This is a genomic window from Streptomyces paludis, from assembly GCF_003344965.1.
Taxonomy (GTDB): Bacteria; Actinomycetota; Actinomycetes; order Streptomycetales; family Streptomycetaceae; genus Streptomyces; species Streptomyces paludis.
Map to the genome: position 1 here is coordinate 2,266,989 of NZ_CP031194.1, position 23,367 is coordinate 2,290,355.

At 68.2% G+C, this 23,367-nt stretch carries 23 protein-coding genes; 5 read left to right on the forward strand and 18 right to left on the reverse strand.

What is annotated here, in order from left to right; genetic code table 11:
* Positions 1-6 precede the first annotated feature (6 nt).
* The 3 genes from DVK44_RS09690 to DVK44_RS09700 all read right to left on the reverse strand — a co-directional run bounded on the left by DVK44_RS09690 (position 7) and on the right by DVK44_RS09700 (position 2,586).
* Positions 7-1,773: a non-ribosomal peptide synthetase gene (locus DVK44_RS09690; RefSeq protein WP_162793735.1), complete on the reverse strand. Its 1,767-nt coding sequence runs from the start codon at positions 1,771-1,773 to the stop codon at positions 7-9.
* Between the two features lie 94 nt (positions 1,774-1,867).
* A complete protein-coding gene (locus tag DVK44_RS09695) occupies positions 1,868-2,368 on the reverse strand; it encodes a winged helix-turn-helix domain-containing protein (RefSeq protein ID WP_162793737.1) in 501 nt (166 codons plus the stop codon).
* Positions 2,365-2,586, reverse strand: coding sequence for an MbtH family protein (locus DVK44_RS09700; RefSeq protein ID WP_114659294.1), 222 nt, complete (start codon positions 2,584-2,586; stop codon positions 2,365-2,367). Before DVK44_RS09700 ends, DVK44_RS09695 begins: the two co-directional genes overlap by 4 nt.
* Positions 2,587-2,779: 193 nt before the next feature.
* On the opposite strand from DVK44_RS09700, the gene DVK44_RS09705 reads away from it, so the two are divergent.
* Complete coding sequence (locus DVK44_RS09705; protein WP_114659295.1) at positions 2,780-3,730, forward strand: alpha/beta hydrolase; 951 nt, start codon at positions 2,780-2,782, stop codon at positions 3,728-3,730.
* Here the strand turns inward: DVK44_RS09705 and DVK44_RS09710 are convergent.
* The 5 genes from DVK44_RS09710 to DVK44_RS09730 all read right to left on the reverse strand — a co-directional run bounded on the left by DVK44_RS09710 (position 3,708) and on the right by DVK44_RS09730 (position 9,441).
* Positions 3,708-4,307, reverse strand: coding sequence for a GNAT family N-acetyltransferase (locus DVK44_RS09710; RefSeq protein WP_162793741.1), 600 nt, complete (start codon positions 4,305-4,307; stop codon positions 3,708-3,710). The two genes, DVK44_RS09705 and DVK44_RS09710, sit on opposite strands and share 23 nt — an antisense overlap.
* Before the next feature lie 94 nt (positions 4,308-4,401).
* Entirely contained in the window at positions 4,402-5,385 is a 984-nt protein-coding gene (locus DVK44_RS09715; RefSeq protein WP_114659297.1) for a 4-hydroxy-3-methylbut-2-enyl diphosphate reductase, read from the reverse strand.
* A complete protein-coding gene (locus tag DVK44_RS09720) occupies positions 5,382-6,461 on the reverse strand; it encodes a polyprenyl synthetase family protein (RefSeq protein WP_114659298.1) in 1,080 nt (359 codons plus the stop codon). Before DVK44_RS09720 ends, DVK44_RS09715 begins: the two co-directional genes overlap by 4 nt.
* Complete coding sequence (gene ispG / locus DVK44_RS09725) at positions 6,458-7,603, reverse strand: flavodoxin-dependent (E)-4-hydroxy-3-methylbut-2-enyl-diphosphate synthase (protein ID WP_114659299.1); 1,146 nt, start codon at positions 7,601-7,603, stop codon at positions 6,458-6,460. The genes DVK44_RS09720 and ispG overlap by 4 nt, the downstream gene beginning before the upstream one ends.
* Positions 7,600-9,441: a 1-deoxy-D-xylulose-5-phosphate synthase gene (locus DVK44_RS09730; protein WP_228447066.1), complete on the reverse strand. Its 1,842-nt coding sequence runs from the start codon at positions 9,439-9,441 to the stop codon at positions 7,600-7,602. Before DVK44_RS09730 ends, ispG begins: the two co-directional genes overlap by 4 nt.
* A 271-nt stretch (positions 9,442-9,712) precedes the next feature.
* On the opposite strand from DVK44_RS09730, the gene DVK44_RS09735 reads away from it, so the two are divergent.
* Genes DVK44_RS09735 through DVK44_RS09745 form a run of 3 tightly spaced genes read left to right on the forward strand, consistent with a single transcriptional unit; the run spans position 9,713 to position 13,528 of the window.
* The gene (locus DVK44_RS09735; RefSeq protein WP_162793743.1) at positions 9,713-11,077 is read left to right on the forward strand and encodes a cytochrome P450; all 1,365 of its coding nucleotides are present in this window, start codon (positions 9,713-9,715) and stop codon (positions 11,075-11,077) included.
* A 13-nt stretch (positions 11,078-11,090) separates the two neighbouring features.
* A complete protein-coding gene (locus DVK44_RS09740; protein ID WP_228447067.1) occupies positions 11,091-12,614 on the forward strand; it encodes an ent-copalyl diphosphate synthase in 1,524 nt (507 codons plus the stop codon).
* A 56-nt stretch (positions 12,615-12,670) separates the two neighbouring features.
* Positions 12,671-13,528 (forward strand): ent-pimara-9(11),15-diene synthase, encoded by an 858-nt coding sequence (locus DVK44_RS09745; RefSeq protein WP_456243364.1) that lies wholly within the window; start codon positions 12,671-12,673, stop codon positions 13,526-13,528.
* Here DVK44_RS09745 and DVK44_RS09750 read toward each other — a convergent pair.
* The gene (locus DVK44_RS09750) at positions 13,518-14,147 is read right to left on the reverse strand and encodes a TetR/AcrR family transcriptional regulator C-terminal domain-containing protein (RefSeq protein WP_162793745.1); all 630 of its coding nucleotides are present in this window, start codon (positions 14,145-14,147) and stop codon (positions 13,518-13,520) included. The two genes, DVK44_RS09745 and DVK44_RS09750, sit on opposite strands and share 11 nt — an antisense overlap.
* Before the next feature lie 169 nt (positions 14,148-14,316).
* On the opposite strand from DVK44_RS09750, the gene DVK44_RS09755 reads away from it, so the two are divergent.
* Entirely contained in the window at positions 14,317-15,738 is a 1,422-nt protein-coding gene (locus DVK44_RS09755) for a DHA2 family efflux MFS transporter permease subunit (RefSeq protein WP_162793747.1), read from the forward strand.
* A gap of 8 nt (positions 15,739-15,746) precedes the next feature.
* On the opposite strand, the gene DVK44_RS09760 is transcribed toward DVK44_RS09755, so the two are convergent.
* The 9 genes from DVK44_RS09760 to DVK44_RS09800 form a co-directional block, all read right to left on the reverse strand.
* Positions 15,747-17,000: a hypothetical protein gene (locus DVK44_RS09760; RefSeq protein ID WP_162793750.1), complete on the reverse strand. Its 1,254-nt coding sequence runs from the start codon at positions 16,998-17,000 to the stop codon at positions 15,747-15,749.
* 117 nt (positions 17,001-17,117) lie between these two features.
* Complete coding sequence (locus tag DVK44_RS09765; protein WP_162793752.1) at positions 17,118-18,569, reverse strand: hypothetical protein; 1,452 nt, start codon at positions 18,567-18,569, stop codon at positions 17,118-17,120.
* A gap of 129 nt (positions 18,570-18,698) precedes the next feature.
* Complete coding sequence (locus DVK44_RS09770) at positions 18,699-19,274, reverse strand: 4'-phosphopantetheinyl transferase superfamily protein (protein WP_162793754.1); 576 nt, start codon at positions 19,272-19,274, stop codon at positions 18,699-18,701.
* Positions 19,275-19,285: 11 nt separating this feature from the next.
* Complete coding sequence (locus DVK44_RS09775; RefSeq protein WP_162793756.1) at positions 19,286-19,537, reverse strand: phosphopantetheine-binding protein; 252 nt, start codon at positions 19,535-19,537, stop codon at positions 19,286-19,288.
* Positions 19,530-20,396 (reverse strand): alpha/beta fold hydrolase, encoded by an 867-nt coding sequence (locus tag DVK44_RS09780; protein ID WP_114659309.1) that lies wholly within the window; start codon positions 20,394-20,396, stop codon positions 19,530-19,532. The genes DVK44_RS09775 and DVK44_RS09780 overlap by 8 nt, the downstream gene beginning before the upstream one ends.
* Positions 20,397-20,403: 7 nt before the next feature.
* Entirely contained in the window at positions 20,404-21,387 is a 984-nt protein-coding gene (locus DVK44_RS09785) for an NAD(P)H-dependent flavin oxidoreductase (protein WP_114659310.1), read from the reverse strand.
* Complete coding sequence (locus DVK44_RS09790; protein WP_114659311.1) at positions 21,387-22,214, reverse strand: aminoacyl--tRNA ligase-related protein; 828 nt, start codon at positions 22,212-22,214, stop codon at positions 21,387-21,389. Before DVK44_RS09790 ends, DVK44_RS09785 begins: the two co-directional genes overlap by 1 nt.
* The gene (locus DVK44_RS09795; protein WP_114659312.1) at positions 22,211-22,459 is read right to left on the reverse strand and encodes an acyl carrier protein; all 249 of its coding nucleotides are present in this window, start codon (positions 22,457-22,459) and stop codon (positions 22,211-22,213) included. Before DVK44_RS09795 ends, DVK44_RS09790 begins: the two co-directional genes overlap by 4 nt.
* Positions 22,456-23,334 (reverse strand): diiron oxygenase, encoded by an 879-nt coding sequence (locus DVK44_RS09800; RefSeq protein WP_114659313.1) that lies wholly within the window; start codon positions 23,332-23,334, stop codon positions 22,456-22,458. The genes DVK44_RS09795 and DVK44_RS09800 overlap by 4 nt, the downstream gene beginning before the upstream one ends.
* Between the last annotated feature and the right edge of the window lie 33 nt (positions 23,335-23,367).

Consider the following 23,367-nt stretch of genomic DNA (forward strand, 5'->3'; position numbering starts at 1 on the left):
GCCGGATCAGACGCGCTCGGCACGCTCCATGATCCTCGCCAGCTCCGCGATGCTCTCCGCCCCGAGCATGTCCCGCATCGGCAGGACCACGCCCAGCTCCTGGCGCACCCGCCTGGCCAGCTTCGCGGCGAGTACCGAGTGGCCGCCCAGATCGAAGAAGTTGTCCTCGGGCCCCACTTCGCCGATCTTCAGCGTCTCCCTCACCATGCCGCAGAGGATCTGTTCGTACGATCCCCGGTCGCCCGCGGCGACGGGCACCGTGGTGGCGGGCGCGGTGCGCGCCGCCCGCTCCTGGAGTTCCCCGCGATCGATCTTCCCGTTCAGCAGGGTCGGGAACCGTTCGAGCATCACGACGGCCGACGGGACCATGTGCTCGGGAAGTGCGCCACGAGCGTGCTCGCGCAGCTGCTCCTCCGTCACCTCGTGCCGCGCCGAGGGCTTGACATAGGCGACGATGTGCTGGGAGGAGGCGTCGTCACCGCTCACCACCGCGACGACGATCTCCACGGCCCGGTGGCTCTCCAGCCGCGCCTCGACCTCACCCAGCTCGACACGGAAGCCACGGACCTTGACCTGGTTGTCGACCCGGCCGGTGAAGTACAGCGCGCCGTCGGCCTCGCGCCTGCCCCTGTCGCCCGACCGGTACATTCTGCTGCCGGGCGGGCCGTACGGATCCGCGACAAAGCGGGCCGCGGTCAGGCCGGGACGGTTCAGATAGCCTCGGGCCACGCCTGAGCCCGCCAGGTACAGCTCGCCTTCGGTGCCGTCGCGCAGGTCGCTCAGCGACCCGTCGAGCACGTGGACCGCGCCGCCGTCCCACGGCGTCCCGACGGGCACTTCCTCCTGGATGCCCTCGATCGGCCCGCCGATCGACGCGCCCACCGTCACCTCGGTCGGGCCGTAGCCGTTGTAGAGGCGCCTGCCCTTGGACCACTCAGCCGCCAGGGACCTCGTGCAGACATCACCGGTGGAGGTGACCGTGCCGCCGAGCAGAAGCCCCGCACTGTCGGTGATACCCAGCGCCACCGGCGGCAGGACAGCGTGGTCGACGTCGTGCTTGAGCATGGTGTCACGCAGCGACTCCCCCGGCATCAGCTCGTGCTGCTCCGCCATGACGAGTGCCGCACCGTTCAGCAGGGCCAGTGTGAAGTCCCAGAACCAGGCGTCAAAGCTGAAGGACGCCCATTGCAGCACACGCTCGCCGGGACCGACTCCGAACACCCTCGCCTGGGTCGAGACCAGGTCTGCCACACCGGAGTGGCTGACCGCGACACCCTTGGGCACGCCGGTCGAACCGGAGGTGTAGATGACGTACATCAGATGGGCCGGGCGCAGCGGCGCGAGGCGCTCGTCCTCAGTGACGTCGCCACCGCTCTTCCGTTCGCAGGCGGCTTCGAAGGCCGGGTCGCCGAGTACGGCCTCGGGCACGTCCAGCCGCGGCGAGGTGACGTCTTCCGTCCGCAGCAGCAGGACGGGCTTCGCGTCCATGACCATGTGCGTGAGCCGATCGGCCGGATAGGCCGGGTCCAGTGGCAGGTACGCCCCGCCGGCCTTCAGTACGGCGAGCACCGCGACCACCAGCCGCACCGAACGCGGCACCGCGATCGCGACCAGGCGGTCGGGGCCGACGCCGGATGCGATCAGCCATCTGGCGAGCCGGTTCGCCTGTGCGTTCAGCTCCGTGTAGCCGACGACGGTGTCTCCGAAGACGACCGCCGGAGCGTCGGCGGACTCGGCGACCTTGGACTCGAAGAAATCCGGGAAAACACTCAACTCCGCCTCCGAGGCAGGCTTCCAGCGTGATGGGGACGAATAGTGGTGCGCGGCACCGGGGCACGCGAGGCCGGCGAGATCCAGACGAGAGGCCCTAGTCCGGCTCGATGGTGAAGCCCCGTCCCCAGACGTTCCGCAGCGTGAGGCCGACGGGCCGCAGCCGGCGGCGCAGCCGGAGCACATGCAGATCGATCGCGTTGCTGGACGCGCTGGCACCGGCCTGCTCAAGGATCTTCCCCAGTTCGTCGCGGTAGACCACCTGGCAGTAGCGGGTGACCAGCGGGGCGAGGATCTCGCACTGGAGCATCGAGAGCGTGACGGAGGAGTCCCGGAAGCAGAGAATACCGGCCGGGTCGAGCACGGGCTTCTCGTTGAGGACGACACGGGCCTCCAGCTGGCTGACCCGGGCCTGGAGATCCTCCGGAACGATGGGCGGGCGTACCCAGTCCTCGTAGAGACCGATCCGCTCGGGCGGAGGGGCGCCATGCTCCACGACCAGAAGACAGAGACGCCGCGTTGCCCGGCACTCCTCACGGATGTCGCGCTCCGCGGGCCAGCGGACGAATCTCACCCAGCTCTTCAGATCGGCCGTCACCGGGAGTCTCCTTGTGCGACTGCGTTCCGCAGACTTTTCGGCCGCATATCCGTCCATGACCGTTCGATATGGTCAAGAATCTCCTTCCTGGTGGCCGGCCCGTACACGACGCGCCAGCCGACGGGGACCTCGGTGTCCTGCGGCCAGAGCGAATACTGCTCTTCTTCATTACTCAGCGCCAGATACTCCCGGCTGTCGTCCTCGAATGGATTGGGCATAAGCAGAACCTTCCCCCGGACCTGAAACCATCACTCGACGGTACCGCAGCGTCCCGTACTGGAGAAGGATTAATTTTCCATATGCGCCCATGTGATTTGCATTCGTTTCAGAGCGATCTTCACCATGGTTCTTCCAGAACGAACCATTTATCATTAATCGTTGATTCCACGAACCAGCCCGCAGGGGGCCGTGATGCCTTTGGACCGATTTTTGCGCAGCTTGATCGCCTGGCAGAGCGCCGGGGATCCTCCGGTTCCGGATCGCTTCCTGACAGTCGAACAGGCCCGTGAGCGGTACCGGGCGAGTGTGTCGCGCCCGCACCGGGAGGACGGTCTTCCCCCCACCGCTGTCACCGCCGTCGATCAGACGATCGGTACCGCGGACGGAGCCTCGATCCGGTGCAGGGTGTACACGCCGGCATCGGATGAGCGCCGGGTGATCACTTATCTGCACGGTGGCGGATGGGTGCTGGGCGATCTCGACACTCACGACGGGGCCTGCCGGATCCTCGCGGCGACACTGGGCGCCGTCGTCGTCTCCGCCGACTATCGACGGCCGCCGGAGTTCCCGTACCCCACTCCGCTGCGCGATGCCGTCGCCGCGGCCCGCTGGACGGCTCGGTCGTTCCCCGGCCGCGATCATGTGATCGCCGGCGACAGTGCCGGTGCCGGCCTGTCGCTGGGTGTCGCCTTCGACGCACGCGACACCGGTGACCTACCGCTCGCCGCGCTGCTGCTGATGTACCCGCCGGTGGATCCGAGCCTGCGGATCGCCTCGGCCTCCGAGCATGCCGAGGGATACCTGCTGACCGTCGCGGACATGGTCTGGAGCTATGAGATGTACGTCCCCGACCCGCGGCACCGCGGCGATCCCGCTGTCGACCTGCTCAACGCCGATCTGCGGGGTCTGCCGGCGACGGTGCTCGCCACCGCCGAGTTCGACCCGCTTCACGACGAGGGAGTGCGGCTGGCCGAAAGGCTGGACGCCTCAGGTGTGTCCGTGTGCGAGATACCTGGACCAGGTCTCGTCCACGGCTATTTCCTGATGCAGGACATGGTGCCCGCAGCGGCCGCGTGCAGCCGGCTGGTCCTCGAAAAGCTGCACGCGGTGCTGAGGTCGCTCAGCGCGCCTCGCGCCACATGAAGCGGGTGTTGACGCCAAGGATCTCCTCCTGGGAGACCACCTTGAAGCCGAACCTCTCGTAGAGCACGACGTTGCGGTCGACATCCGTCTGCAGGAAGACAGGTGCCCGCTGCTGATCGACCTCGTCGAGGAACGCGCCGAGCAGCGCCGTCCCGACCCCGTGCCGCTGCTCTTCCGGGTGCACGGCGACCGGCCCTATGTGCCAGTGGGGCTCGCGGGGCTCGTGCTTGGCCCTCGAACTCATCACCTTGAAGGCGCGCGGCAGGTTGAAGCCGATCGTCCGGATCATCACCGGCGCCATTTTCAGTTTCTCGCCCGTCGTCATCTGACAGTGCGGCCATTCCGTGGCATTCAGCACGCCGACGAGCCGCCCTTTCCGTTCGGCCCCGAGCACATGGCTGAAAGGGCTCCCGAGCTTGATGATGCGCGTTCCCTGCTCCATCGCCCGGGTGGCCTTTTCCTGGTCACCGCGCACGGTGGCCAGATTACTCGGATTATCGGCGAAGGCGAGCCCGACTATTCGGCACGCGATTTCCAACTCGGCGGCAGAAACCGACCGTACGGCCACATCGCTCACTTCAACCTCCAGGATGCAATCATCGGCTGCGTTCGATTCGGCCGATCATTGCGTAAACGATTGAGCAATTCAACCGATACTGGAAAATCGATGACTATATCGGCTTCTTCTCGGCCATCCGCGCCTGGTGGGGCGGGGCGGCGTTCAGCTCATGGGGAAGGGCGAAGGTGATCGACTCGATGGCGGCCCGGGAGGTCTCGACCCGGTCCCAGCCGCGTGCCGCCAGGAAGCCGAGGACCTCCTGGACGAGGGACTCGGGAGACGAGGCCCCGGCGGACAGACCGATGGCCCCGGCTCCTTCGAGCCATGCCTCGTCGATCCTCGTGGCGTCCTCGATCAGATGGGCCCGGCGGGCGCCCGCCAGGACGGCTGTCTCGACGAGACGGCGGGAGTTGGAGGACGTGGCCGAGCCGACGATCAGGACGAGATCGGAGTCGGCGGCGAGCCGCTTGACGGCCTGCTGCCGGTTCTGGGTCGCGTAACAGATGTCCGAGCTGGGCGGGCCCTGAAGGTGGGGAAAGCGTTCGGCGAGCACCTCGACGGTCTCGGTGGTCTCGTCCACGCACAAGGTGGTCTGGGACAGCCACGCGAGTCTTTCCCTGTCGGGCACGCTGATGTGGAGTGCGTCTTCGGGGCCGTCGACCAGGGTGACCCGTCCGGGGGCATGGCCCATGGTGCCGATGACCTCTTCGTGGCCTTCGTGTCCGATCAGAAGGATGTGGTAGTCCTCGGCCACGTATCGCTGCACTTCTCTGTGGACCTTGGTGACCAGCGGGCAGGTGGCATCGATGGTCCGCTGCCCGCGCGCCCGGGCCTCGGCGCGCACGGCCGGGGCGACACCGTGCGCGGAGTACATCAGGATCGCGCCCTCGGGTGCCTGTGCGGCCTCGTCCACGAACACCGCGCCCTTGGCTTCGAGTTCGCGCACGACATGGACATTGTGGACAATCTCGTGCCGGACATAGACCGGCGCACCATAGAGTTCGAGCGCCTTCTCCACCGCGGCCACCGCCCGCTCGACTCCGGCGCAGAAGCCGCGGGGGGCGGCGAGCAATACCCGCTTGCCCTCGCCGCTCATGAGTTCCTCCAGGCAGCCGCGCGCGCGATGGTGCGAAGCGCGTGCTCGACGGGTTCGGGCAGGAGGGCGGCCCCCAGTGCGTCCAGGGCCTGGCGGTAGCGCTCCTCGATCATCTGCTCGACGCCCGCGGCGGCGCCGGTCGCGGTCATGATCTCCCTCGCGCGCTCGGCCGCGTCCTCCGTGATCGCCCGGTCACCCAGGGTCGCGCGCAGGTCGGCCTCCTGCTCCTTGTCGGCGGCGGCCAGCGTGAGTGCGACCAGGACGGTGTGTTTGCCCTCGCGCAGGTCGTCGGAGCGGGACTTGCCGGTCTCCCCCGGGTCGCCGAATATCCCGAGGAGGTCGTCGCGCAGCTGGAACGCCTCACCGAGCGGGATCGCGAAAGCGCTGAGGGCGTCGAGCAGCCGCCGGTCCGCGCCGGCGAGCGCCGCGCCGACCTGCAACGGCCGCTCGATCGTGTATTTCGCGGTCTTGTACCTGATGACGGTGAGCGGGCGCCGGGTGGACGCCTCCAACCGCGCGCCGCCCGTGAGGTCGAGGTACTGCCCGTACATGACCTCCGTGCGCATCTTGTCGATCAGCGAGAACACGGCGGCGAGGCGGTCCGGCGACAGGCCCACGCTGCGCAGGAGTTCGTCGGACCAGGTCATCGCGAGGTCGCCGATGAGAATCGCCGCGCCGATGCCCAGCTGCTCCGCCTCGGCGTGCGGGTGAGTACGGGCGAATTCGGTGGCCATGCCCCGGTGAACGGTGGGCCGGCCGCGGCGGACGTCGGAACGGTCCATGACATCGTCGTGGATCAGGGCGAAGGCGTGAAACATCTCAAGAGCGGCCCCCGCCGTTACCAGGCCGGCTCCCTCGGGCCCGCCCCCTGCGGCATGCCAGCCGCACGCGCAGAGCAGGGGCCTGATCCGCTTGCCGCTGGCGGCCAGGAACGTCCGGAGACCCTGGACCGCGGGCAGGGCGTACGGTTGGGCGGCGTGGATCTTCCCGGTGAGGAACGCCTCCAGACACGCCTCCACCCGGATCCGGTAGGAGTCGAGGTCCAGGTCGGCAGGAGAGGTAAGAGTCCCGGTCACAGGTTGTCCTCCGCGGTCTCTGAGGTGTCGGACTCGGCGATACGCAGCGCTTCTTCCATGAGTCGTTCGACGATCCGGCTTTCGGGAACCGTGGCCACGACCTGGCCACGTACGAAGATCTGGCCCTTTCCGTTGCCGGAGGACACACCGAGGTCCGCCTCGCGCGATTCACCGGGACCGTTGACCACACAGCCCATCACCGCCACCCGCAGCGGGTGGGGGAATCCGTCGAAAGCCGCCTCGACCTTCTTGGCGAGGGAGTGGATATCGACTTGGAGCCGCCCGCATCCGGGGCAGGAGACGATCTCGAGGCGGCGGGCGCGCAGCCCGAGCGAGGCGAGGATGTGGATGCCGGCCTTGACCTGCTCGACCGGCGGCTCGGACAGGGAGACACGGATGGTGTCACCGACCCCCTCCGCGAGAAGGACTCCCATCGCGACGGCGGATTTGATCGAACCCTGGAAGGCGGGTCCGGCCTCGGTCACCCCGAGGTGCAGGGGGTAGTCGCAGGAGCGCGCGAGGATCCGGTTGGCCTGGATCATCACGAGGGGGTCGTGGTGCTTGACGGCGATCTTCAGATCGGTGAAGCCGTGCTCCTCGAACAGCGAGCACTCCCACAGCGCCGATTCGGCGAGGGCTCCGGGGGTGGGGCCGCCGTGCTTGGCCAGCAACCGCGCGTCGAGGGAACCCGCGTTGACCCCGATACGGATCGGGACGCCCGCCGCGCCCGCCACTTCGGCGATCCGCTGGACCTGGTCGTCAAAACGCTTGATGTTGCCGGGGTTGACCCGCACGGCCGCGCATCCGGCGTCGATGGCGGAGAAGATGTACCGGGGCTGGAAGTGGATATCGGCGATCACCGGGATCGGGGACCGTTCGACGATCGAGGCAAGCGCGTCGGCGTCGTCCTGGGAGGGCACGGCGACCCGGACGATATCGCACCCGGCCGCGGTGACCGCGGCTATCTGCTGCAGGGTGGCATCGACGTCGGCGGTGACGGTGGTGGTCATCGTCTGCACGCTGACCGGCGCACCGCCGCCCACGGGCACACTGCCCACCTCAAGCCGTCTGCTGGTCCGGCGCGGGCGCAGGACCCCGGCGGACGGAGGGAGAGCCGGAGTGGGTACATCGACGAGGGTCATCGCGTCCTCTCAGCGGGGCGGGCAAGGGCGAGCGCGTCGAGGGACGCGCGGACAATACCGGGTGCGTCGAGACCGTGTGCCGCGAGCAGTTCGCCGCGCGAACCGTGCTCGATGAACTCCCTCGGCAGCCCGAGCACCCGTATCCGGTGCGGAAGTCCGGCGTCCACGCAGGCCAGGGCAAGCGCGGCGCCGAATCCTCCGACGCGGCAGCCGTCCTCGACCGTCACCACCGAGCCGTGGCTCCGGACGAGATCGAGCGCGGCCTCGGGAACCGGCAGGACCCAGCGTGGATCGGCGACCGTCACACCGACGCCGCGGGCCTCCAGTCGCCGTGCCGCTTCGACCGCGTCGGCGGCCAGTGGGCCGCAGGCCAGCAGCAGTACATCGCGCTTGCCGGCTTCGTCGTGGTGAAGCACGTCGATCCCGTCAATGCCCTTGAGCCGCGCGATCCCGGGTCCCGCCGCGGCCTTCGGAAAGCGGATCACGCACGGTCCCGTTCCCGTGACCGCTTCGCGCAGCAGCGCCTTGAGCTGCCCGGCGTCACGCGGGGCGGCCACCCTCAGGCCGGGGATCTGTGCGAGGAACCCCAGGTCCCACATGCCGTGGTGGCTTGCCCCGTCCGGCCCGGTGACTCCGGCGCGGTCGAGGACGAACGTCACCGGCATGCGGTGCAGGGCAACGTCCATGAGTACTTGGTCCAGTGCCCGGGTGAGGAACGTGGCGTAGACCGCGACCACCGGACGGCTCCCCGCCATCGCCATTCCCGACGCGGTACACACCGCCTGCTGCTCGGCGATCCCGACATCGAAGAACCGCTCGGGAAAACGCTCGGCGAACGGAGCGAGTCCCACCGGCCCGCGCATCGCGCCGCTCAGACAGACGATGTCCTCGAACTCCGCGCCCAGCTCGGCCATCTCCCGCCCGAACACCTCGGTCCACGACGTGCCCGCCGGAGCGTGGGGCCTCCCGGTCACGGGGTCGAGCACGCCGATCCCGTGCATACGATCCGCCGGGTCGGTCTCGGCCGGCGCCCAGCCGCGGCCCTTGTCGGTGACGGTGTGCACCACCACTACCTGGCGCATTTCGCGCGCCTTTCGCAGCGCCGCCTCCGTGGCGGGGATGTCGTGCCCGTCCACCGGGCCGAGGTAGGCGAGTCCCAGCTGCTCGAACACGTTCGGGCCATCGGCGCCCGGACCGCGGCGTCCGGCGCGCAGTCCGGCCAGATGCCGGGCGAGGCCGCCGATCGTCGGATCGTAGGATCTGCCGTTGTCGTTGAGCACGATCACCACCGGCAGCTCCGGACGCTCAGCCAGATTGTTCAGGCCCTCCCAGGCGAGACCTCCGGTCATCGCCCCGTCCCCGATCACCGCCGCCACGGACCTGCCCGCCCGGTGATCATGGAGCCCGAGCCCGGCGGCAAGCCCGTGCGCGTAGGAGAGCGCGGTCGAGGCGTGCGAGTTCTCCACCCAGTCGTGGACGGACTCGGCCCGCGACGGGTAGCCCGACAGGCCGTGCCGCCGGCGCAGGCTCCCGAACTCCTTCGCCCGCCCCGTAAGGATCTTGTGGACATACGACTGATGCCCGGTGTCGAACACGATCGGATCCCGCGGGGAGTCGAAGACCCGGTGCAGCGCGATCGACAGCTCCACCACGCCCAGGTTCACGCCCAGATGCCCACCGGAGGCGCACACCTGCTCCACCAGCATCGTCCTGATCTCGGCCGCAAGGGCACGAAGACGGCCGTGACCCATCGCGAGCAGAGCCGAGCGGTCAAGGTCCAGCCGGCTTTCGGCGTCCGGTCTCGCCACCGGAGCGTTGGGGGCGGCCTGCTCAGCCACGGGCATCCTCCTGCCTTCACACACGACGATTCGTCGAACTCTCGCCGAGACGGGAATGGGGTTTCCGTACGCGTACAACTCTCATTTGCGCTGCTCCAGGGCCTGCCCGGCAAGGCCCCCGTACGGACTGACGTGTCGCGCTTCGGCCGTGTGTCGCGCCTCCGCGGGCAAGCGCGACACGCGTCCGAAGCGCGACACGTCGCGCGTGTTCGGCCCCTGTCGGGGAGGGCCCCGGTCTGTCGTACTTGGAGCCATGCCGGAGCAACCTGCCATGAGAACAGCCCCCCGAAGCCTGCCTCTGGCGGGCCACGCCGTACCACTGCTCACCCGGCCACTGGAATTCCTCAAGACGCTTCCGGCATTCGGCAGCCTTGTGCGAATCCGGATCGGCCCCGGTGATGCCTACGTGCCCTGCGAACCAGCCCTGTTCCGGCAGATACTCAAGGATCCCCGGGTCCACGACAAAGGCGGCCTGTTCTACGAGCGGGGACGCGAGGCGGTGGGCAATGGCCTGGTCACCTGCCGCTGGGACGACCATCGCCGACAACGCCCGCTGATGCAGCCGTCGTTCGACCACAGGCACATCAACCACTACGCCGGGCTCATGGCGGACGAGATAGCCGCCTTGATGCGAACATGGCGATCAGGCGATGTCGTCGACATCGACAGGGCGATGGCGACCCTCACCCTCCGCATCACGACCAGAGCCCTGTTCTCGGTCCCCGCGGATCACGAGCTGGTCGCTCAGGTGGAGAAATGGCTCCCGGTCCTCATGGACGGCTTCTTCCGCCGCATGTTCGTCCCGGCACGGCTCCTGTCACTCGTTCCGACGAGGATGAACCGGCAGTATCCCCGCGCGATCGCCGAAATGCGGAAGCTCACCGAAGAGATCATCCATGAGGTGAGACGCAAGAAGGGCCAGGACCCCGGCCTTCTCGCAAGCCTGCTGAACGCACGCGACGAGGTGACCGGAGACCCGCTCGGAACCCAGGAGATCTTCGATCAGGCCCTCATCCTTCTGATCGCCGGCTCGGAGACCACCGCGACAGCGCTGGGGTTCACCTTTCATCTGCTCGGCGCACACCCCGAAGCCGGCGCCCGTCTCCGGGACGAAGTCGACGGCCTGCTGGGCGGCCGGACACCCCGCTTCGAGGATCTCTCCGGACTGACGTTCACGAGGCAGGTGCTCATGGAGAGCCTTCGCCTCTATCCGCCGGCGTGGATGTTCACCCGTGCCACCACCACCGCCTGCGAACTCGGCGGTCATGAGTTCCCCGAGGCGACGACGTTCCTGCTCAGCCCTTACATCCTGCACCACGATCCGGATCTGTTCCCCAGCCCGGAAACCTTCGATCCGGATCGCTGGCAGCCCGGGGGAATGAGTGAGGAGTCACGCCGGTCGGTGCTCCCCTTCGGCTCGGGCGGCCGAAAGTGCATCGGCGACCAGTTCGCGCTCAACGAAGCGATGCTGGCCGTCGCGGGAATCGCGGGCCGCTGGAACCTGAGCCCGGTCACCGACCGGCCGATGCGGCCCATCGCCCGGGCCACGCTCAAACCGGGCCCTCTCCCGATGAGGCTCCAGGAACGTCTGCGCCAACCGGTCCGGAAAGCGACGATCACAGATCTCAGAGACTAGAGGCGGGCGGATCATGAACGTGACCTCCTTCGCGGCCATGCGCGGTTCGGCTCAGGAAATCGTCGACGCGATGACCGCCGATCCCTACGGACTCACCTCACCCTCGGTGTACGAGACCGCGCGGATGGTGGCGTCCGCGTCCTGGCTGGCCGGCCATCAACAGCGTGTGGAGTTCCTGCTGGCGGAGCAGCACGAGGACGGTACCTGGGGCGGGCCGGCGGCTTACGGTCTGCTGCCCACGCTCAGCGCCGTCGACGCCCTGCTGTCCGTCGCCGGACCGTATGACACGCGGCGGGTCGCCAGGGCCGTGGAATCAGGGATGGCCGCACTGGCCAGGCGGTCCCGCCGGAACGTCCAATTGCCGGACACCATCGCGGTGGAGCTTCTGGTGCCCTGGCTGGTCGAACAGATCAATCAGCGGCTCACCCGGATGGACGGCCGAGACGGTATGCCCGGCCGGCTCAGTCTCCAGGCCGACACGGGAACGCTGAGCCGGATCCGCGAGCTTCTGCGTACCCACTCCGGCATCCCCGAGAAGACCTGGCACTCGCTGGAGGCCCTCGGCACACCGGCCGTCCGGTCCCCCGCGGTGATACCGACGAGCGGATCGGTAGGCGCCTCTCCCGCGGCCACCACCGCCTGGCTGGGCGATCCGCCTCATGCGTACGCCGCGACATCATGTCTGGACTATCTGCACCGGACCCAGGCACGCCATGGCGGCCCGGTCTCGGGCATCACCTCGATCACCTATTTCGAACAGGCATGGGTGGTGACGGCACTGTGCGGCTCCGGTCTGGATGTGGAGATCCCCGCCCAGGTCCCGGACAGCCTGCGGAGCGCTCTGCGGACGAATGGCCTGCCCGCCGGCCCGGGTCTCCCGGCCGACTCCGATGACACGGCCGCCGCCCTGCACGCCCTCGCGCTTCTCGGGAAACCCGAATCAGTCGACTGCCTGTGGGAATACGACACCGGCAGCCACTTCGTCTGCTTCCCCAACGAACGGACCCCTTCAACCTCGACGAACGCGCACATCCTCGTCGCCTTGGCGGATCGCCACGGACAGGGCGACCCGCGCTGCGACCTCGCCGTGGAGCGGGTGGGCGGCTGGCTCACCGAGCAGCAGCACCCGGCCGGTCACTGGACCGACAAGTGGCACGCCTCTCCGTACTACGCGACCGCCTGCGGTGCCGCCGCCGTGTCCCGCCTGGACGGACCGCAGGCATCCGCGGCCCTGGACAACGCCGTCCGCTGGGTGCTGAGCACACAGCGCGCCGACGGGTCATGGGGACAATGGGCGGGCACCGGCGAGGAGACCGCCTACGCCCTTCAGATACTGAATCACCGCGCCGTCCCCGATCGGCCGGCCATCGACGCGATCCTCGGCGGCAGGGCGTTCCTGTCGCACCATATCGGGACCGACAGCGACGATCCGCCGCTGTGGCACGACAAGGACCTGTACACGCCGGTCCGGGTCATCCGCGCCGAGATCCTTGCCACCCTGGCCGCGACGCGGCACCTGACCGAGGCCCAGAATTGAGCACGGACGTGTCCCAGACCCTCGACGGCCTCTCTTTTCCGTCCGCGGCGCAGTGTGTGCCGGTCACCGTACTGGCGCTGGAACTCCTGGCCGACCTGCGGTCCTGGGCGGCTCAATACCCGCAGGTCCTTGCGGCCACGCCCATCGAAGCCCTCGCGATCTCCACCGCGGCGATCAGCCCGTGGCGCGGCGCGGACGAACTCCGGCTGCCGGCGCGCATGTACGTGTGGGCCTACGCGCTGGACGACCATGTCGAGCAGAACGTCCGGAGCCTCGACGAACTCGACGACCTGTTCGGCCGCTGCGACGCGGTCGTCCGGAGCGGTGGCCGAGACGACAGCCACCCCTTGCTGGCCTCGCTGTCCGGCTGGCAGTCCGCGCTGGAGAGTGCTCCGCTCTACCCGCGACTGGCCGGCCTGTGGGCCGCCAGATTCGCCGAGGCCCTGCGCGGTGAGCGGTACGACTGGACCGCCGGACGGGCCAGAGACCGCGGAGACGGCCCTTCCGATCCCGAGGAGTACCTGACCTACGCCGCCAGTTCCAACGCGTGGATGACCCACTTCCCACGCTGGGCGACCAGCGATCGCGGCGATCTCCTCGACAACCTGCCCGTCCTCGACAGCGCCCTTGAGGCGATCGAGGTCGCCGTCCGCCTCTCCAATGACCTGGCCACCTTCGAGCGGGAACGGTCCGAGCCCGGGCAGAACAACATCCTGATGTACGACACCTCACCCGAATGGGTACGCGGCGAACTCGCCCGGCACTCCCGGAAAGCGCGGGAGCAGCTGAAGGCACTGGTGACCGCCGGGTCCGCGCCCGCTGTCGAACTGCTCCGCCTGCTCGATTGGTCGGTCACCTTCTACAGCGGCGCCGACTTCCGCGGATGGGGATCGGACCGCGATCTCACCGGGTAGCGGCCGTCGGTGGGATCCGGCTGGCGACGCCCTCGATGAAGGTGTTCAGACCGTAGGCGAACCGTTCCGCCGGATCGGTCTTCATGAGGGAAGCGAACGCCTCCGCGTACTGGGGCGACAGCACGTTCGCAAGCTGGGTGCCGCGGGCCTGCCACTCCTCGGCCGACGAGTGGGCCTGGTTCTGCTCATCGATGGTGTGGCCGAGAACGTAGTAATAAAGGGAGAAAGCCAGCGATCCGGCCTGTGCGGGGGCCAGGCCCGCTCCACAGAGAACATCGACGACGAGGCTGCCCGCGGTGATGGAGTTGGCGCCGGTGGCGTGGGTGCCGCTCACCAGGCGCGCGCCGTCGCGGTGCGCCAGCATGGCCGTCCGGAACCGCTGTCCCAGGACGTAGATCTGGTCGCGCCAGGGAGCCTCGGGCAAGGGGACCCCGACACCTTCGGTGAGCTTGTTGGCCATCGCCTCGAGCAGGGCCGCCTTGTTCGGGAAGTGCCGGTAGAGGGCACCGCCGTGCACGTTGAGCGCGGCGCCGAGCTTGCGCATCGTCAGACCGTCGAGCCCTTCGGCGTCGAGGAACTTCAGGGCGCCGTCGACCACGTCGGCCTTTCGCAGCAGCATTCGTCGCTCCATCGTTGACATCCCCCGAATCATATAGCTAACGTAAACGACGTTCACAGTAAACAACGTTCACGGTGAACGGCGTTCACCAGGAGGTCCGATGTCCGCACTCCCTCCCTCACCGCCCACCCCCGCGGTCCTTCGACCGAACCTGCCACTCGGTGTCGTAGTGGCCATATCCTGCGTGGCGCTCTTCATGGTCGTGCTCGACACCACGATCGTCACGCTCGCCCTGCCGCAGATGCACGACGCACTGGACATGTCGGTCAGCGAGCAGCAGTGGGTCGTGACCGGCTACCTGATCACTCTCGGCGGTTTCCTGCTGCTGGCCGCCAGGGCCGGTGACCTGTTCGGTCACAAACGCGTGTTCCTGTTCGGCATGGTCGTCTTCACCGCCGCCAGCCTCGTGGGCGGCCTTGCCACCAGTCCCACCACGCTGATCGTGTCCCGGTTCGTCCAGGGCATCGGTGCCGCCGCGCTCACACCCACCAGTCTGAGCCTCATCACCACGAGCCATACCGACGAAACCCAGCGGCAGCGCGCCCTGTCCCTGTGGAGCATCACCATCGCGTTCGCCGGCACGGCCGGTGTTCTCCTGGGCGGCGTACTCACCAGCGAGCTGAACTGGCGATGGGTGCTGTTCATCAACATCCCGCCCGGCGTCGCGCTGTTCACCGCGGCGGTCCTGTGCCTGCTCCCCGCCCGGGTCGGCCCCAAGCGGGTCCGGCTCGATCTTCCCGGCGCCCTCAGCGTGACCCTGGGGATCGGGGCGCTCTCCTACGGGCTCTCGCAGGCGTCCGCCGACGGGTGGGGGTCGTCGAAGGTCCTGATCGCCCTTGGCGCGGCCGTGGTCCTCATCGCGTGCTTCGTGGCCGTCCAGATCACCAGCGCCCAGCCGCTCATCCCGCGGACCCTGTTCCGGCTGCGCACCCTGGCGCTCGGAAACCTGGTCATGTTCCTTCTCGGGGTGGTCCTCAACGCGTCCTTCTTCTTCATCTCCCTGTACCTGCAGCAGGCCATCGGTTACGGCCCTCTGCGGGCCGGCATGGCCATGGTGCCCGTGACCCTCATCGTCATCGTCGGCGGCTTCGCCTCCCGCAAGCTCGTCCTCGTCCTCGGGCCCCGCAACTTGATCATCATCGGCGGGCTCGTCGTCGCCGCCGGCATGGCCTGGCTGTCCGGAGTGCCCGCCCGTCCCCCGGTCTTCCTGGCCCATATCCTCGGGCCCACCCTCATCGTCGGGATCGGCCTGGGCTTCCTGCTCCTGTCGATCACCCTCACCGGTACCTCCGACGTCGGTCCCGAGGACGCCGGCGCCGCCTCCGGGTTGCTCAACACCTCCCGCCAGGTCGGCGGAGCCATCGGCCTCGCCGTACTCACCACCATCGCCGCCACCGCGACCACCAACGCCGTCGACACATCCCATCCCGTCGAGGCGCTCGTCCATGGATACCGTGTCGCGTTCCTGATCTGTGCGGGCGTCATGATCGCCGCCGCCCTGATCGCGCTGGCCCTGCCGAACATCAAGGCGCCCAGGCCGGAGGCAGGAGAAAAGGTCAGCGAGGAGCGGTCGGCGAACACTCCGTCATGAACCGGATCTCACGCGTCGATGACGGTCCCGTCCGGCAAGGCGGGTGCGGTGAGTGCCGGGCCTCCGTACCCCGGGCGAGGGCCGGTCCGGACCTGCCGGGTCACGACGGACAGCGGTCCCAGGCCCGCCAGGGCGTCGAGCACCTGGGTCATCAGCTCCTCGGGGGCCGACCGGGTGGGAACCACGCCGATCGCGTTCACACCGGTCAGCCAGGCGGCTGCGACATCACCCGCGGCCGCCAGGCGACGGACGGTCCGGCCGCCCGCGGAGGCTTCCGCCTCCATGTGATCGGCGTCCGGGTCGTCGGCGGCGCCGAGGACCAGGGTGAGGTCGCTGGTCCCGGCGACCATACGGACGGCATCGGCGCGGTCGGTGGCGGCGTAGCAGAGCGCGTCGTAATGCTGCCCGCGCACCCGCGGGAAGCGCTCACGCAGGGTCCCGATCATCACAGCCGCGTCCTCCACGGAGATCCCTGTCTGCACCACGAGGGAAAGCCTGTCCGGGTCGGCCCCGGACCACTGGAGACCGGCCGCCTGTGCGGCGCTCCGCATCGTCAGCACGAACTCCGGCGCCTGAGAGACCGATACCCGCTCCGCCACGGTGTCGCGGGCCCCGGTGATCAGCACCACGGTGTCGCCGCGGTGGACGTAGGCCGCGACATCGCGATGCGTCAGGGCGGCCAGCGGGCAGGTCGTGTCCACCAGCCCGAGCCCGCGTGCGGCCGCTTCCGCCCGTACCGGCAAGGGCACCCCGTGCGGTGGGAACACCACCACTCCCCCGTCCGGTACGGCATCCAGATCGTCGGTGATCGCGACACCGGCCGCGGTGAGCCGCGCGAGCCGGCTGACCGAGGCGACCGGCCGGCCGTACACATGCACCGGCGCATCCGGCGCCTCACGGACTGCCCGGAGGGTGGCCTCGATACCCGCCCGGGCACCCGCGCAGTCGGGATCGGCATCCGCCACCAGCAGCCGGCGCGACCGCAGGAGTCCGGCCCACTGGGCGACAAGCTCCGCGCACACCTCCACCGCCGCGCGATCACCCGCGTGCGCGGCCGCTCCGAGGCCCACAGCCCGGCCGTTCAGGTCCAGGTAGGAGGCCATGACGAGCACCGCGCCGCCCCCGCCGGAGTCCGCCGCCGTCCCGTTCACCGGATGGAGCCGGACCCGCCGTCGGCCCGGATCGGGTTCGCCGCGGCCCAGTGCCGCGGCCAACAGCGGTGCCGCGGGCGAGCTGACCGTCCCTCGCTCAGGATGAGTCATACCGGTGGCGACCAGAATCTCTCCCGGCCGAACGCCGCTCACGCAAAACCGCTCCACCCGCAACGTACGATTCACGATCACTCATCTCATATGGCTGAATTGGGATGTTGCCGGCACTCACGAGGCCACCGTGTCCGGAGTCCAGGTGGTGGTGCGGACCAGCAGCTGCCTGACGGCACGATTGGCGCGCTGCGGATGAAGCCGGGATCGCAGGGCGTTCACCGCGGTGGTGGCGCGCCCGCACGTCAGGAAGGCCGCGTCATCGAGGAATGCGTGCCAGACGGCGACGGCCTGGTCGAGATCTCCCTGGTCCAGGTGCAACCCGGCGAGGCGGGCATGGACGAGAGCGCGGGAGCGGCGCTCCCGCAGCGGGCGGTGGCGGGTGGCCTCGGCGAGCGTGGCGATCGCTCCCTTCGTGTCACCGAGCAGCGCCCGGACGGCCGCCTGCTGGTTCGCCAGTGCCGCGGGATGGTACCTGCCCATGGCGGTGCCGCCCTGGGCCGCCGAGTCCCCCGCTGTCCGGGAGCAAGCCTGCTCCAGGCGCCGTTCCGCGGCCGCGATCGTGGTCAGTGCGTGCTGCCGGTCCCCCGCCGCGGCGGCGGCGACCGCGACCTGCCCCAGGAAGAATGCCTGGCGGGCCGGACCAGTGGTGCCCCTGCTGATCCTCGCCGCGGACTCGGCGAGGTCGACGGCGTGCTGGTGGTGCCCCAGGGTCTGTGCCTGAACCGACAGGCCCCGCAGCGTGACGGCGTATCCGGCCGGGTCGTTGTTCTCGCACGCCAGCATCAGAGCGGCCCGGTAGTAGCGCTGCCCCAGCCCATGGCACCCGTCGTCGAAGCACATGAACGCGGCCAGGTAGGTGAGCTGCGTGGCCGCCGCGAGGAGTCTGCGTCGCAGCGCCGGAGTCCCGGCGGCACGCAGCCTGGGCGCGATGTCGAAGGCGAGATAACAGGACAGTTCCGCACGAGCGTGGCCGCCTCCGAAGGAGTCGTCGATGTCGGAGAACAGCCGTGCCATCTGCTCGGCCGCGGCCACCTGCCCCAACTCCAGCCGCTGCGCACACGCCGTGTCCGGCCAGGGCCTCGGACCGGATTGACAGGCGGCGGCCTGCGCCCACCCGGGCACTGCGAGAGCGGCCACGCGGTAGGCGGTGGCGGACAGCGCCCGCCGCCGGTCGTCGTCGAACTGCGCCAGACCGGTCAGAACCGAGACAACGTCCCGGGGCTGGCCGTCAGTGTCCGACGGCCGGTCGGCAGCGGCGGGGGAAAGACGTCTCGGATCCCGCTCCTCCCGGACGGCCGGAGCGGCGGCCTGCCCGCCCAGCCCCATGTCGGCGAGACCGACCGAGCGGTGGAGCCCGCGAGAGATCGCCTCGGCGATCAGCTCGGGCACCGGTGATCTGGGACGCCGGCCGGCGAGCCAGTGCGTCACCGACCGCCGGTCCAGCCGCATCACCACACCGGATTCGGCGGCCACCGCGTTGACCTGCCGGGCGAGGAAGTCCTCGGTCCAGCCCGCCTCGGCCAGCAGGCCGCGCAATAGCCTGTTCGGCACCTTCGGTTTCGTCATGACGCGCTCCAGCCCCCACGAGTCGCCGCACATTTCCCGAGCCTTCCCGTTGGCCAAATCGGAGGCTACCAATCAAGTCGATTCGGGAAATAGTGACAATTTCACATGCGATCGTGAGTTATGGAGAACTCACCCGGGTAAAATAGCCAGGGCGAGCGAAAGATCTACGTCGGAGTTGATCCACACCGTTACCGGCACTCCACCGTAGGACGCGATCAGAGCGTCATCGGACTGACCGAGTTCAATCCGCCAGAACAGGAAATCACCCAGGGTGCCCCTTGCGGAAAGCGCCTTGAAGGCTGCCTCCTTGGCGGCGAACAGCTCACGTGGGGTGTATTTTCCCGCGGGCGGCAGCAGCGTCAGCCGCTCCTGCCCGCGGAGGATGAATCCGGCCACGCGGGGGCTGATAACCGCGCTTTCGATATCCACACCGACCGCCGCGGCACCGGGGACCACCACGGCGACCGCCAGGCGGTCGGTGTGGGCGATCGAGCCGGCGAACCCTCGCGGGAAGCGCGGCCGACCGCCGGGTTCACGAGGCACGACCCGATCGGGGGCCCCTGCCGCCGCCAGTGCCGCCGCAGCCGCCCGGCGTCCCGCCGTGAACTGCTGACGTGGCCCGAACGGCCGACGTACCGGGCGCCATTCGGCCCGGACCCCCGACGCGGCGGCGCCGGCGGGAACCTCGGGCCCGTCGGTTGGCATGTGGACCTCGGTCAACGAAGGGAAACGACGTGGTCGGCCAGCGACTCGATCGAGCGCAGCGCCTCGGGCCGGACGTCCTCGTCCCATTCGAAGCCGAACGCGTCCTCCATCGCCACCAGCAGGCTGACCAGCGCGGTGGAGGAAATCCCGGCCTGCCGGAGGGACTCGGCGTCGGAAACGTTGCCGACGAGACGGTCGTTGCCGAAGAGATCGATGAGCAGCCCTCTGATGCGCCGCCGAACTGCGAGTGCCTTGTCAGACACGCGATTCCACGTCCTTGATGAATTCGAGAATGATTTCCTGGAAGGCTCCGGCGTCATCGAAGAAAGGCTGATGCCCGGCTTTCGGAATGATCCGGCAGGTACCGTCCTGGAACTGCTCGGCCAGCTCCCTGGCGCCCGTCGGGCTCAGCAGGAGGTCGTCATCGCCCACGACGACCAGCGTGGGCGCGGCGATGCGTGGCGGCAGCTCGGGGCTGTGGTTGTCGCTCGCGGCACTCTTGAAGCTCTGGGCGAGTTCCTTGGGGTCGGAGACCGCCATGAACGCTTCCCGCAGACCCAGGAAACCCGGGGTACCGAGTGCCTCATTCATTTCCGAGCTGAACATCTCCGGATAGAGATGGTCGAACACGGCCGCGAGGCCATGGCTTTCCAGCGTTCTCAGCCAGTTCCGCTGCAACTGCTTCTGACGCCGCATGCCCTGGGGACCGAAGACCGGGCCCGACAGCACCAGGCCCTTGATGCGGTCCGGGTGCCACAGCGCCATGTCCCGGGCGAAGACCGTGGTGGTCGACGAGCCGATCAGATAGGTCGACTCGATCTCCAGCGCGTCGAGCATCGCGATCAGATCGGCCCCGTGCTCTTCCCAGGTCGGCTCTTTCTCGACCCGTGACGAGGCGCCATGATTGCACAGGTCGTAGACGAGGACACGGTGGTGCTGCGCGAGTTCCTGGGTGAATCCCCGCCAGATCGGAGCTGTCGCGACGAGATTGCTGAGGGGAGTAATGACCGTGCCTTCACCACGGGACTCGCAGTAGAGTTCAACGCCTTCCCTGGTGCGAATCCGCGGCGCGTCGTCGCGATATGACAGGTCCAGCCGGGCCATGTTCTCAATGATTGACATGGAATCTCTATCCTATTTCTGTTTCGAAGATCTCGATACCTCGAAGGATGCGAGCGAACTCGGCAACAATTTCGGCCGCCGCTTGCACGCCAGAAATATCGCCGCAGGACAGGCCGCAGTACATCGCCATTTCCTCGATCCGACCACTGGTCGCCTCGGTCGGTGCCGCGGCACTGAACCGCGGTATCAGATAGGGCTTTCCCTCGACCACGGTCCGGCCGATGAACTTCCTGGCCTGCTTCCCGTCGCGCGTGGCAGCCGTCTCCAGCACACGGTGCCGCCGGCCCGGCCACCCGATCTCGTAGACATCGGTGATCACCGTGTCGGTCTCGTCGGCGGTGCTCACCGCTCCCTTGAAGTAGGAGTGCGCCCGCGATTCGTGGGCGACGACGAAGGCGGTACCAAGCAGCACACCATCGGCACCGGCGGTGAGGGCCCTGCCGGCCTCGGCGGGCGAACCGATGCCGCCCGCGGCGACGATGCATGCCTCCGGAAGTGCTTCGCGCAGCGCGGCGACCAGCGTGTCCCGGCGCGATTCGCCCAGGAGATGGCCACCAGCCTCGATGCCCTGTGCCACCACCACGGAGCCCTGTCCGGCGGCTCGCACACCGTCCTTCACGGTCCCGACCTGGACGACCAGGTGCCGTCCCGCCGCGGTGATCCGATCGAATACGGCGTCACCCGGCATGCCGAACAGGGACAGGTACACGTGCTGAGGCGTCTCGTCGAGCACCTGCGTCACCTGCTGATCCAGCTCTTCCGGCCCGACCACCTCCGGAATCAGGTTTACGCCGACTGGCCGATCGGTCCCCGCGGTCAGCCGGCTGAGCACGGCCGACAGCGCGTCGCCGACCAGTTTGTAACCGCCCACGCAGCCTGCCGCACCCGCGTTGGACACCGCGCATGCCAGTTCGGGCCCGGCGACACCACCCATGCCCGACTGAAGCAGGCTCACTTCGATTCCGAGCACCCCGGCCAGCGTGTTTCGCATCAGCCCAGAGCCTCCATCGCGGAAAGGGCTGCCTCAGTACTGCCGAAATGCTCTGTCAAGGTGTGCACCCAGCGTTCCAGACCGAAGGCAAGACAGCTGGTGTGCGCCGTGTCATCACCTGCCCGGATCGAGCACCGTTCACCGAAGAAGTTCCGGTGGTAGTTCACCGAGCCGATCGCCAGGCCGTTGACGACGAACTCCTCCTTCACCGGGAACAAGCGCTGCATCTTGGCCTTACCACTGTTCTTGTCGAAGAACGGATCGGTGGCGACCTCAAGGCGGACGTCCAGTCCCAGCTCGGCGCAGAGCGCCGCCACGGCATCCTTGGCGCGGAGCAGATGCTGCTTGGCTCCGTCCTCGGGTCCGATGAAGACGATCTCCCGCATGGAGAAGCCGTGGAGCCGCTGCAGACCGTCGTAGTGGTCCTCGTTACGGAAACAGGTTCCGAGCGTGGTCCGCGTCACCCCGTCCGCGGACAGCCCGGAACCGGCCAGGTCGAGGTAGACCGCGTAGCACGCCGCCGAGGGCAGCGCCAACGCGGTCGGCTCCATCACCTCCGCCGGAATCCGGTCCAGCGGCCGGGGCGCGTCCGCCAGCAGGGCGCCGAGGCGCCGCGGATCCAGCCGAGTGGCTGCCAGACCCAAGTGGGGGAAGTTGTCGAAGTAGTCGAAGGTGTCGAGATCCTGGCACCTGATCAGGAACGGGAACCGGAACTCCGGGGCGTTCCAGGTCTGGCCCAGGCGCAGGAACGCCGCGTCGATCGACCGCAACAACCGCAGCTGGCCTCCGTCGAGGATCCGTAAGCCGTTGTCGGTAGTCGTGGTCATTGCGCTGCCTTCTGCTTGAAGAAGCGGGCTTCAATAGCGTTGAGACTGCGGAAGTCGTCCAAGTCCAGGTCTTCCGGATCGATCCCCTCGCCGGTCAGCTCTTCCAGCAGGAAGATGAAGTCGACGAAGGCCAGTGAGTTGATGGCCCGGCTGTCGATCAGATCCATCTGGGGTGCCAGCTGACCGATCTTCGGGTTGCGCTCCAGGATGAAATCCCGGACCTTCTGCATCGGATCAGCCGTCATCCGATCAGTTCCCTTCCAGCACCTGCCCTGCTCAGGAACTTCCTCGTCCGCTTCAGGATCTGATCGTGCGCCTGCAGCCGGGCGGGGTGCTCAAGCGCGCGCCGCCGCAGCGCCAGCGCGTCCGGGATGCCCGCGTCACGGTAGGCGGCGGGGTTGTAGAGGGTGCCGATGCTGTACTGCAGATAGTTCTCGAGGTACTCGGCGACCGCCGGCACCTCGGCCGGATCGCGCTTGGCCACCTGGCCGAGCAGGTCGACAAAGACCATCCGGCCGAACGCGACGTGCCTGCTCTCGTCCTGATGGTGCACTCGGTTGATCTCACGAGCGATGTGCGGCAGCGACTGGTCGGTCGCCATGTAGGCGTTGAAGTAGTCGACTATCTCTTCGAAGATCAGGATGCGCGCGAATATGATCGCCTCACGGGCCACCGGTGAGAGGTGTGCCACGGAGTCGGCCCGCAACGCCGGCTGCGCCGGATACAACTTGCCGCCGTAGCGCAGGCAGAACCGCGCGAAGAACCACATGTGCTCGTTTTCTTCACCGATGAAGTGATGCAGAAACTCCGAGACGCCCGCGTAGGCACGCTCATGAATGCGCATCACTACTTCGCTCATCAGCTCACGGATGCCGTGGATGTTGAGGCTGAAGAAGTTGATCGCCTCGTACTTGGTCAGCGCGAACTGCTGCTCGCGGCTCAGTTCGTCCCACATCGGCGTACCCGCCAGCGTGGTCAGGTTCTCGCTCATCCACGGCTTTCCGGGCTCGATTACCTCGGGCCATTCGAAAATCGTGTACGGATTGTAGTAGCCGGATTCGGCCATTTGCTCGAGCCGATCCAGGTCCAGCGAAATCGGCTCAATTTCTCGTACAGTCATTTACCCTCAGTCTTCCCCGTAGAGTGTCTCTGG

Bases quoted from the DNA above. Each gene is read 5' to 3' on its own strand.
- DVK44_RS09700 (WP_114659294.1), bottom strand. From the start codon at position 2,586: ATGCCCAATCCATTCGAGGACGACAGCCGGGAGTATCTGGCGCTGAGT.
- DVK44_RS09705 (WP_114659295.1), top strand. From the start codon at position 2,780: ATGCCTTTGGACCGATTTTTGCGCAGCTTGATCGCCTGGCAGAGCGCC.
- DVK44_RS09715 (WP_114659297.1), bottom strand. From the start codon at position 5,385: ATGAGCGGCGAGGGCAAGCGGGTATTGCTCGCCGCCCCCCGCGGCTTC.
- ispG (WP_114659299.1), bottom strand. From the start codon at position 7,603: ATGACCCTCGTCGATGTACCCACTCCGGCTCTCCCTCCGTCCGCCGGG.
- DVK44_RS09735 (WP_162793743.1), top strand. From the start codon at position 9,713: ATGAGAACAGCCCCCCGAAGCCTGCCTCTGGCGGGCCACGCCGTACCA.
- DVK44_RS09740 (WP_228447067.1), top strand. From the start codon at position 11,091: ATGAACGTGACCTCCTTCGCGGCCATGCGCGGTTCGGCTCAGGAAATC.
- DVK44_RS09750 (WP_162793745.1), bottom strand. From the start codon at position 14,147: ATGCTGCTGCGAAAGGCCGACGTGGTCGACGGCGCCCTGAAGTTCCTC.
- DVK44_RS09760 (WP_162793750.1), bottom strand. From the start codon at position 17,000: ATGACTCATCCTGAGCGAGGGACGGTCAGCTCGCCCGCGGCACCGCTG.
- DVK44_RS09765 (WP_162793752.1), bottom strand. From the start codon at position 18,569: ATGACGAAACCGAAGGTGCCGAACAGGCTATTGCGCGGCCTGCTGGCC.
- DVK44_RS09770 (WP_162793754.1), bottom strand. From the start codon at position 19,274: ATGCCAACCGACGGGCCCGAGGTTCCCGCCGGCGCCGCCGCGTCGGGG.
- DVK44_RS09780 (WP_114659309.1), bottom strand. From the start codon at position 20,396: ATGTCAATCATTGAGAACATGGCCCGGCTGGACCTGTCATATCGCGAC.
- DVK44_RS09785 (WP_114659310.1), bottom strand. From the start codon at position 21,387: ATGCGAAACACGCTGGCCGGGGTGCTCGGAATCGAAGTGAGCCTGCTT.
- DVK44_RS09790 (WP_114659311.1), bottom strand. From the start codon at position 22,214: ATGACCACGACTACCGACAACGGCTTACGGATCCTCGACGGAGGCCAG.
- DVK44_RS09795 (WP_114659312.1), bottom strand. From the start codon at position 22,459: ATGACGGCTGATCCGATGCAGAAGGTCCGGGATTTCATCCTGGAGCGC.
- DVK44_RS09800 (WP_114659313.1), bottom strand. From the start codon at position 23,334: ATGACTGTACGAGAAATTGAGCCGATTTCGCTGGACCTGGATCGGCTC.